The organism is Phytoactinopolyspora endophytica, assembly GCF_004138495.1.
Taxonomy (GTDB): Bacteria; Actinomycetota; Actinomycetes; order Jiangellales; family Jiangellaceae; genus Phytoactinopolyspora; species Phytoactinopolyspora endophytica.
In genome coordinates this window covers 37,593-46,176 of sequence record NZ_ML142872.1, presented here as the reverse complement: position 1 = coordinate 46,176, position 8,584 = coordinate 37,593, and the positions used below count along the sequence as shown (strand labels likewise).

At 68.1% G+C, this 8,584-nt stretch carries 4 protein-coding genes; 2 read left to right on the top strand and 2 right to left on the bottom strand.

All coding sequences use genetic code 11. From position 1 onward, the window contains the following. Positions 1-148 precede the first annotated feature (148 nt). Both ELR45_RS30825 and ELR45_RS30820 read right to left on the bottom strand, forming a co-directional pair. A complete protein-coding gene (locus ELR45_RS30825) occupies positions 149-2,398 on the bottom strand; it encodes a hypothetical protein (RefSeq protein ID WP_129669706.1) in 2,250 nt (749 codons plus the stop codon). A gap of 250 nt (positions 2,399-2,648) precedes the next feature. After that, positions 2,649-4,508 (bottom strand): acyl-CoA dehydrogenase, encoded by a 1,860-nt coding sequence (locus ELR45_RS30820; protein ID WP_129669705.1) that lies wholly within the window; start codon positions 4,506-4,508, stop codon positions 2,649-2,651. Between the two features lie 201 nt (positions 4,509-4,709). Here ELR45_RS30820 and ELR45_RS30815 point away from each other — a divergent pair, with 201 nt between their 5' ends. Both ELR45_RS30815 and ELR45_RS30810 read left to right on the top strand, forming a co-directional pair. Continuing rightward, entirely contained in the window at positions 4,710-7,724 is a 3,015-nt protein-coding gene (locus ELR45_RS30815) for a hypothetical protein (RefSeq protein WP_129669704.1), read from the top strand. Between the two features lie 64 nt (positions 7,725-7,788). After that, the gene (locus tag ELR45_RS30810; protein WP_165368249.1) at positions 7,789-8,400 is read left to right on the top strand and encodes an META domain-containing protein; all 612 of its coding nucleotides are present in this window, start codon (positions 7,789-7,791) and stop codon (positions 8,398-8,400) included. Positions 8,401-8,584: the final 184 nt, after the last annotated feature.

Sequence of the window (8,584 nt, the reverse complement as noted above, 5' to 3'; positions counted from 1 at the left end):
GGGCGCCGGTTAAGCGAGCGGGGCATCCGCGCCCGGCTCGCAAGGCGGAGGAGGGAGGCGCACTGGGGTTTGTGCGTCGACTGACGACAACGCCGCGAGCCGGGATGCGGGGCCACGCGAGTCAGGCGACTCCCTATTCGCGCGACCCCTAAAGCGCCCGCGCGCCTGAGACGCCGGTCAACTCCTCGGGGCGCTCGATCCCGTCTCGATCTCGGTTGGCCGCGGCGATCGCCGAGACAATCAAAGGTATTCCGGCGGTGAGCAGCAGCGCCGGGATGATGATGCCGGAGTCGTTCGCAGCGAATCCCGCCGCCCCGGCCATGAGGGCCGACCACGCGACATAGGTCATGGTCGGCCACTGCCGGATCGTTTCCCGGAGCCCTTCCGAGGCAGGCCGGGTGGTCACCCAGAGGATGAGCGCGTAGGCAAACGGCACTGTCCAGGCATAGTACGGAAGCCGCTCCAGGGTCCCCAGCGACGCATCGAACTTCCGCCACACCACCGTCCACGCCTCGCCGCTGACGAGATCCTCGAAGAACGACCCGAAGTGGCTCCGTGAGCCGGGTGGACGCTGCCAGTCGAGCCAAGCGACCGCGAGAAACACGCCGAGTGCGGCGACGCTCGAGCCGACAAGCTTGGTGATCGTGAGACGGACGCCGAAGACGCCGATGGCGAGGACGGTGAACGCGGGGATCGCCGCCAGGATTCCCCCGACGTCGGCCCCTGCCTGCGGAGACCCGACGACGACCGTCGCCGCGAGGCCGATCACGACCGTCGACGCACCGGCCACTCGCCGGGATGAGCCGCGTCCGATCAGCCATTGCGCCAACGCCCCAGCCGCCACCAGGCAGGCGACGATGAAGATCGCGAACGGGATGTTGCCCAGCCCGTAGAACCGGCCGGCCACGACGGGCGACAACCCCAGCAGGCTCAGCTGCTGCAGGTTCGAGCCCGTCGACACGTCGAACGCCATCACCGCGGCGGTGATCCCACCTGCCACGCCCGCGGGACCGTAGGCATGTCGCCGCCAAGGCCCGGTCAGGGCGAACGTCGCGATGGTCACCGTCAGCACCGTGATGATCGACCACAGCGCCACCGCGGGCCGGTCGAAGCGTGCCCACGGGAAGGCATTCGCAAGGAACGACGCCACGGGGAAGGACGCCACCGCGATGGCGCCGAAGTGCACGGCCTTCAGCACAGGGGCACGTGCGGCCGGCCGCCGCCGGAGCATGAGCAGCGCCCCGCCGAAGAAGACCAGCTGGGCGGCGCCCAGGATCTGGAAGAAGGGAGCGGACTGGGTCCGATAGATCTGCGCCGCCGTGTTGATGCTGAGCAGCTCGTCCACGGTATCTGCGGCCGACGCGGGGTGCTCCCCGGCGGTGGACCACGGGCGTCCCACCGAGCCCTCCGTCGGTTCCTCCAGGCCCGCGTAGTCCAGCAAGGTCGAGGCCACGTCGGTCAGCTGCACGATGCCGGACCACTGGGTGGAACCGGAGGTAAGCCAGCGATGCCCGTACTCGGTGCCGTCCGCGGCCGGTCCGTGCGCCACCGCCACCCTCAGCGCCGAGCTGGCTACCCTGCTGGGGTCGTTGTGCAGCGGGATCGCGGTCGGCCCACTGTCCGAGATACCCGCAACCAGCAACGCCGTCTCCTCGGGCAACTCCTCCAGGAGCCGCTCGATCAGGTCGTCGATGCCACGGGCCACTTGGCGGCGCTGGTCCAGCGCCGCCTGCCGCGCGGTCTCGTCGCTACCCGCCGGCGCGGGAGGCGGCAACGCACCGAGATCGACCACCGTGACCGGACATTCGCTGATCAGGTCTCGGTCGGCCTCCGCGGCATTGGGGTGAAAGGAACCGACCTCGCCCGACTCGTCGGCGAGCGCCAGTGCCGCGCCTGGGCCCACCGCCGTCGCGCACATCCCGTGCTCGTTGAGCTGCGCCCCCAGCAGGCCGGGCGTCGCGCTGTATGCGTGGTCCTCCTGCTCCTCGACATACTGCTCCCACCCCGGGACCGAGGCGCCGCCCTGGTCGTCATGGACGGGCGAGGGAGACGGCCGGCAATACCGATCCGCGCCGCCGTCCCCGTCGGAGTCGATCAGGTCGGTGGCTCGACGACCAGACCCGACCGTCAGCCAGCCGTCGACGGCGCACGTGCGGGACCGGATCGTGCGAGCTGTCAGGGAGGCGGCAGCATCCGTCCCAGCCAGCTCGTACAGGGTGGGCATGTCCTCTTCAGTGACGTCTTCCCAGGCCAGACCTGCGACGCCGGCGAACACCACGCTGGGTTGCTCGCCCTCGTTTTGCTCCGGCTCCTCGGACGCCGTGGCACCCGGCGCCAGCAGCATCAAGAACGTGAACAAAGCCGCCAAAACCGTGACAAACCTGTACGAAATTCTCACGCCTTCTCCACGTCCCGCCTGGCCAGCACCACGAGCCGACCTCAACAGGACGCGACGCACGAGAGAGGGAACCACGGTGTCAGATGCTTCCACATGTCAGGCCAGGCAACACGCACAGCCCGCGACACCGATACCGAGCCGCGACCCGCACGTGACCCACTTACCCGTCGACAACGCCTCGACACCACCCTGAGTTCCCGGATCCTCGTGGGTCCTCAGGGTTTCCCTCCACGTCCCTGCGCGGGTTCGGTCAGAATGCGTGTTCGTCGAGATCCATCAGCGCGTTGTCGGTGCTCTGGACGACGACTCGTTCCGCGCTCAGCCGCGGCAGTACCTGGCGGGCGAAGAACCGGCCGGCGGCGACCTTGCCCTCGTAGAACGCCCGGTCCGCCGGCTTGGTCGCATGGTCCAGCTTCTCCAGAGCGACGGCCGCCTGACGCAGCAAGAGCCAGCCGACGACCACGTCGCCGGCAGCGAGCAGCAGCCGCGTGGTGTTCTGCCCAACCTTGTAGACGTTGCGCGGGTCACCGCCGTCGGCGCCGGGGTCTGCGGACATGAGGAAACCGATCAGCGCGCCGAGCATGCCCTGAAGGTCCTCAACCGCGGTGGCCAGCAACTCCCGCTCGGACTTGAGCTGGTCGCCCCCGGCCTCGGCCGTCAGCGTCTGCTGGATCTGCTCCGACAGCCAGCCGAGGGCCTGCCCGTTGTCCTTGACGATCTTGCGAAAGAAGAAGTCCTGGCCTTGGATGGCCGTGGTTCCCTCGTAGAGCGTGTCGATCTTGGCGTCACGGACATACTGCTCCAACGGGTAGTCCTGCAGGAACCCGGAGCCACCCAAGGTCTGCAGTGACTCCGAACCGAGCAGCGCCCAGGATCGCTCTGAACCGTAACCCTTGACAATCGGAAGCAGGAGGTCATTCACCCGTTCAGCGACCTCGTCCGTCTCGCCGCTCGCCTCGGCCTCCATGACGCGGTCTTGCATCGTCGCGGTGAACAGCAACAGTGCCCGCATGCCTTCCGCGTACGCCTTCTGCGTCATCAGGGATCTGCGTACGTCGGGGTGGTGTGTGATCGGGACACGCGGCGCGTTCTTGTCCGCGGCCCGCGTCAGGTCCGGCCCCTGGACCCGTTCCTTGGCGTACTCGAGGGCGTTCAAGTAGCCGGTGGAGAGCGTGGCGATGGCCTTGGTGCCGACCATCATCCGAGCGAACTCGATGACCTGGAACATCTGGGCGATGCCGTCATGGACCTCACCCAGCAGGTACCCCACTGCCGGCTCGCCGTCGCCGAACGTGAGCTCGCAGGTGGATGAGACCTTCAGACCCATCTTCTTCTCGACGTTGGTGGCGTAGACGCCGTTACGCTCGCGCAGGTCACCGGTCTGCAGGTCGAAACGGAACTTGGGGACGATGAACAGCGACAGTCCCTTCGTGCCCGGCCCGCCGACCCCGTCGACGCCCTCAGGGCGGGCGAGGACGAGGTGAACGATGTTCTCCGACATGTCGTGCTCACCGGAGGTGATGAACCGTTTGACGCCGTCGATGTGCCAGGTGCCGTCCTGCTGCGGGCTGGCCTTGGCGCGCCCGGCGCCGACGTCCGAGCCGGCGTCCGGCTCGGTCAGTACCATCGTGGCGGCCCAGCGTCGCTCGATCATGATCTCGGCGATGCGCTTCTGCGCCTCGGTCCCGTTCTTCCAGATCACGCTGGCGAATGCAGGGCCACATCCGTACATCCACACAGCGGCGTTGGAGCCGGTGATCAGTTCCGCGGCGGCCCAGTAGACCGAACGTGGCAGCGGGGTCCCGCCCAGCCCTTCCGGCAGTGCGAACCGCCACACCTCCGAGTCGACGAACGCCCGGTAGCTCTTCTTGAACGCGTCGGACACGGTGACCGTGCGCTGTTCGGGGTCGTATCGGGGAGGGTTGCGGTCGGATTCTTGATACGACTCGGCCAGCTCCTCGCGGCTCATCCGGTCGACCTCGGCGAGGATGCTTCGAACGGTATCCGTGTCGAAGTCGGAGAACGGTCCCCGCTCTAGCAGCTTGTCCCGTCCAAGCACGTCGAACAGGGTGAACTCGATGTCCTGCAGGTTGGATTTGTAGTGGCCCATGCTTCCTCCGTCAGGCCGTGCCGGGCTGGTTACTAGCCAGTAACCCCATGATGCTACCCGTCAGTAACTTTTGCAAGTGGACCTTTCCGGCGTCCTCGCGGTCTTGATCATCGGCCACCTCTCAGCGATTCTCGTAGAGGTTGCGCAGGCAAGGGTTCCGGGAGGCGGCGCTCTTGCGCGGCCGACGCGAAGGAGGACCAGGTGGCGCGCGAAAGGCTCAGCACCGCCGAGAAGATGCTGCGAGACGCGGTGGAGCAGGGCGAGGAAGCCGTCATCGGCCTGGACATCGATCCGAGGTCGGCCGAGGACGGCTCCGCGTGGTCGGAGGAACGCATCGTCCGGGCCGACGTCCTTGCCGAGCTGGTGCGGGACGGCACCGCCTCGTACGGAGCGGCCGTCCGGCTCGTGGGTGCGCGTATCACCGGCGACATGCGCTTCCGCTACGGCAGGCTCGGCCGGCCGCTGCGGCTCGACATGTGCTGGATCGACGAGGCAGTGGGGTTCTCCGAGCTCACTGCCGTCGGCATCGAGCTGGTCCGGTGCCGGCTGACCGGCCTGAGGACCGAGTCGATCGACGTCGAGGGGGCCGTGACCGTCCGGGACTGTCACGTCGGGACGACGGTCATCGCCGATACCCGCATCCATCGTTCGATGTCGTTCGAGGACACGAGGTTCGTCACCACGGAGACTCCGTTCCGCGCACACAACCTCAATGTGTGGGGGAACCTCCTGTTCGATCGCGCCAGGATGTTCGCGGCCGACGGCGAGGCCCTGCACGCCGAGCGGTTCGTCGTCGGGGGCCGGCTCGGCATGGCCGGCATGCGCGCCCGCGGTGCGATCGTGTTCTCTGGAGCCTCAGCCGTGGACGGGCGGGTGGACATGACCGACGCCGTCATCCGCAACGGCGCCGGGACAGCGCTGGACTTGAGACGGTTGAGAGCGGCCGGCGTACATGGCGACGGGATGAGATGCACGGGCACTCTCGACCTCCGTCACGCCACCATCACCGGCACCATCGCGTTCAACGGCGCGGTCTTGGCCTGCCCCGGCGGCTACGCCCTGCACGCGGGCGACGTGGAGGCCGACCGGTTCGAGATTGAGCACGGAGCGCGGGCGCATGGCGCGATCTCCCTGCCCCGCTGCATCATCCGGGACACCGTGGCGTTACGCGGCCTGAGCGTCCGCGACACCGGCGGGCGGGCCGTCGTCGCCAGCGGGGCCCGCGTCACCAACATCGTCGCCGACGCCGCCACGTTCGACGGCCATCTCGCCTTCGATGAGATCGAGGCGACCTACATCCGTCTGTCCGACACGCGAATCAGCTGGCCGCATGACAGCTGGTCGGTCAACCTCCAGTCCGCGACCATCCGCCGGGAGCTCAACTGTGAGGGAATGCGGAACGAAGGGACATTCAACGCCTACGGCGCACGTGTCGGCACCACCCTGCTTCTCGCCGGCGCCACACTCGACGGCGGCGGCCGGACGGCGCTGACCGGGTCCCGGATGGTCGTCGGCGGACGAGTGATCTTCGGCGAGGCGTTCCAAGCGAACGGTGACATCGACCTCTCGCACACAGACATCGGCAAGAGCCTGGCCATGGACGGCGCCCGGATCCAGGGGAAGCTCCGGCTCTTCCGGGCCCGGGTCCGAAGCGACGTACTGCTGCGGCACGCCCACGTCGAGGGCCGCGGCATCGTCATCGACGCGATCGGCATGCGCGTGGATGGACGGCTCACAGCACGCGGGCTCGTCTCCTCCGGCGCGGTCCGGCTGACGGCCATCACCACGGACAGCCTCGTCTTGACCGGTGCCCGCATGGTCAACCCACAGGCCAACGCACTCATCGCCTCCAGAGCGCAGATCCGCGGCGACCTCGTCGCCGGAGACGACCCGTACTCGGCGAACGCCGGGTCGTTCTGGGCGGACGGCCGGGTCATATTCCGGGACGCGACCGTGGGCGGTGACCTCATCCTGGACGGGGGTGTACTGCGCTCACCCGGGCATCATGCACTGGACTGCACCGGCATCGACGTCGGCGGCAAGGTCTCCCTGGAGCGTACGGAGATCACCGGGACGGCCGGCCTGGACCAGGCCCATGTGCGGCGACGGATCGTGCTGGCCGACGCGCGCTTCACCGGTGACGGCATCGAGTCGGCCGAAGGTCCGGTGGTGTTCAGCGCGCTGCAGACGACCGCGGACGACCTCCTCATCGACGGCGGAACGTTCTGCGGCGCTGTGCGGCTGAGCGGATCGACCTTCGCATCCGGGGTCAGCATGCGGAGGGCCACCATCGACGCGGGCGACAGCACCGCGGTAGCCGCGTCCGACCTCTCATGCGGCGTGCTGCGGCTCACCGACCTGGACATCGACGGCGTCGTCATCCTTGCCCGGAGTCATGTCAACGGAGATCTGATCTGCAGTGGCCTGGCCGTCAGCGGCGAATCCCGGCCGCTCGTGGCCATCAGGGAAGCCGTGATCGCACGTCGGCTGTCCTTGGACGGGCTTTCGATCACCACCCCTCGGGCGCTCAGCGGCCCGATGGACATCGACCTGTCGGCGGTGCGCGCCGGTTCCGTGGATCTGCCTCAGGGTGAGTGCGCCGTCGACCTCCGCGACGCCGAGGTGCGCACCCTGGTCCTCGACCCCTCGGACACGACCACCGTGCTGCTCTCCGGGCTCAGCTTCGACGATCCCGGCGGCGCCGACGTCGAAACCGCGCTGGCCTGGCTGCGCCGCGACCCCACCGGCTACCAGCACCAGGCCTACGAGCAGCTCGCCGCCCATTACCGCCGGATCGGCGACGACGCGGGGGCTCGCACCGTGCTGCTGGCCCGCCAGCGACACCGCAGGGACCTGCTCGGACGGTCCACATTCGGGCATCTGCTGATGAAAGTGTGGGGCTACGTGCAGGACGTCATGGTCGGGTACGGCTACCGGCCCGGTCTGGCGGGGTTCTGGTTCGCCGGACTGCTGGCGCTCGGCTCCGCCTACTTCGCGGGCCGGGCGCTGGAACCGATCGAGCAGGACGTACACCCGACGTACAACTCTGTCGGGTACACGATCGACCTGCTGATTCCGGTAGTACGGCTCGGCCAGCAGGCCGCATGGGACCCACGTGGGATGGACCTCTGGGTCGCGTACGGGCTGATGTTCATGGGTGCGGTGCTCGCCACGACGATCGGTGCGGCCGTCACCCGGGTGCTGGGGCGCCGATGAGGTGTCCGATGAGATGTGTCCAAACCCGGTGGAACGGGACCGCGACCGGGTACGTCTCAGGGTTATGAGACGACGACTTGGATTTCTGGTTGCGGCGGTCACCAGTGCCGCCGTCCTGACTGCGTGTGGAAACGGCGAAGACGACGACACCACGGTCGTCCCCGAGGACAACGACTCCGGGTCGGAGACCGAGAGCCTCCCGCTGACCGGCACAACATGGAAGCTTTTCGACGTCACTTCCGTCGAAGACCTACCGAGCGAGCCGCCGGCCGAAGCGATGTTCGTGATCGACGACGGCGAGGTGTCCGGCAACACCGGGTGCAACAGCTTCGGCGGCAATGCCGACGTCGATGAGGAGGCGGGCACAGTCACCTTCACCGAGGTGATCGCCACGACCCGCGCCTGCATGGACGAGCTGGGCGACATCGACAAGGCGCTGCTCGGTGCACTCGACGGCGAGGCCACGGTCGAGGTCAGCGGTGACGTGCTCACCCTGACGCCGCAGAACGGGGACCCACTGGAACTGCGCGCTACCGATGAGGATCCCGCCGACGTGGAGGAGCCGGACGAGGACGGGTCGCAGGACGCGGAGAACACCGTGGACGACTCCGAAGACTCGGACGAGGATCCCCCCACGATCTCGTTCAACGAGGAAGTGCCCGAGGACGACGAGTAGAAGGTGGCGTGACCTCACAGGCCACGCGGAATGGGCGAAGCGATCTCCAGGCAGCGGGTTACGCCGGGCATATAAGCCCGGTTCCGCTGTGGCCCGGTTGGGCTTGAGCCTGGCGATCGCTTCGCCCGTTCTGCGCGACGTCTCAGTCCCGATCACGCATTCCCGTGGTGAAGGGTGAGGGGCG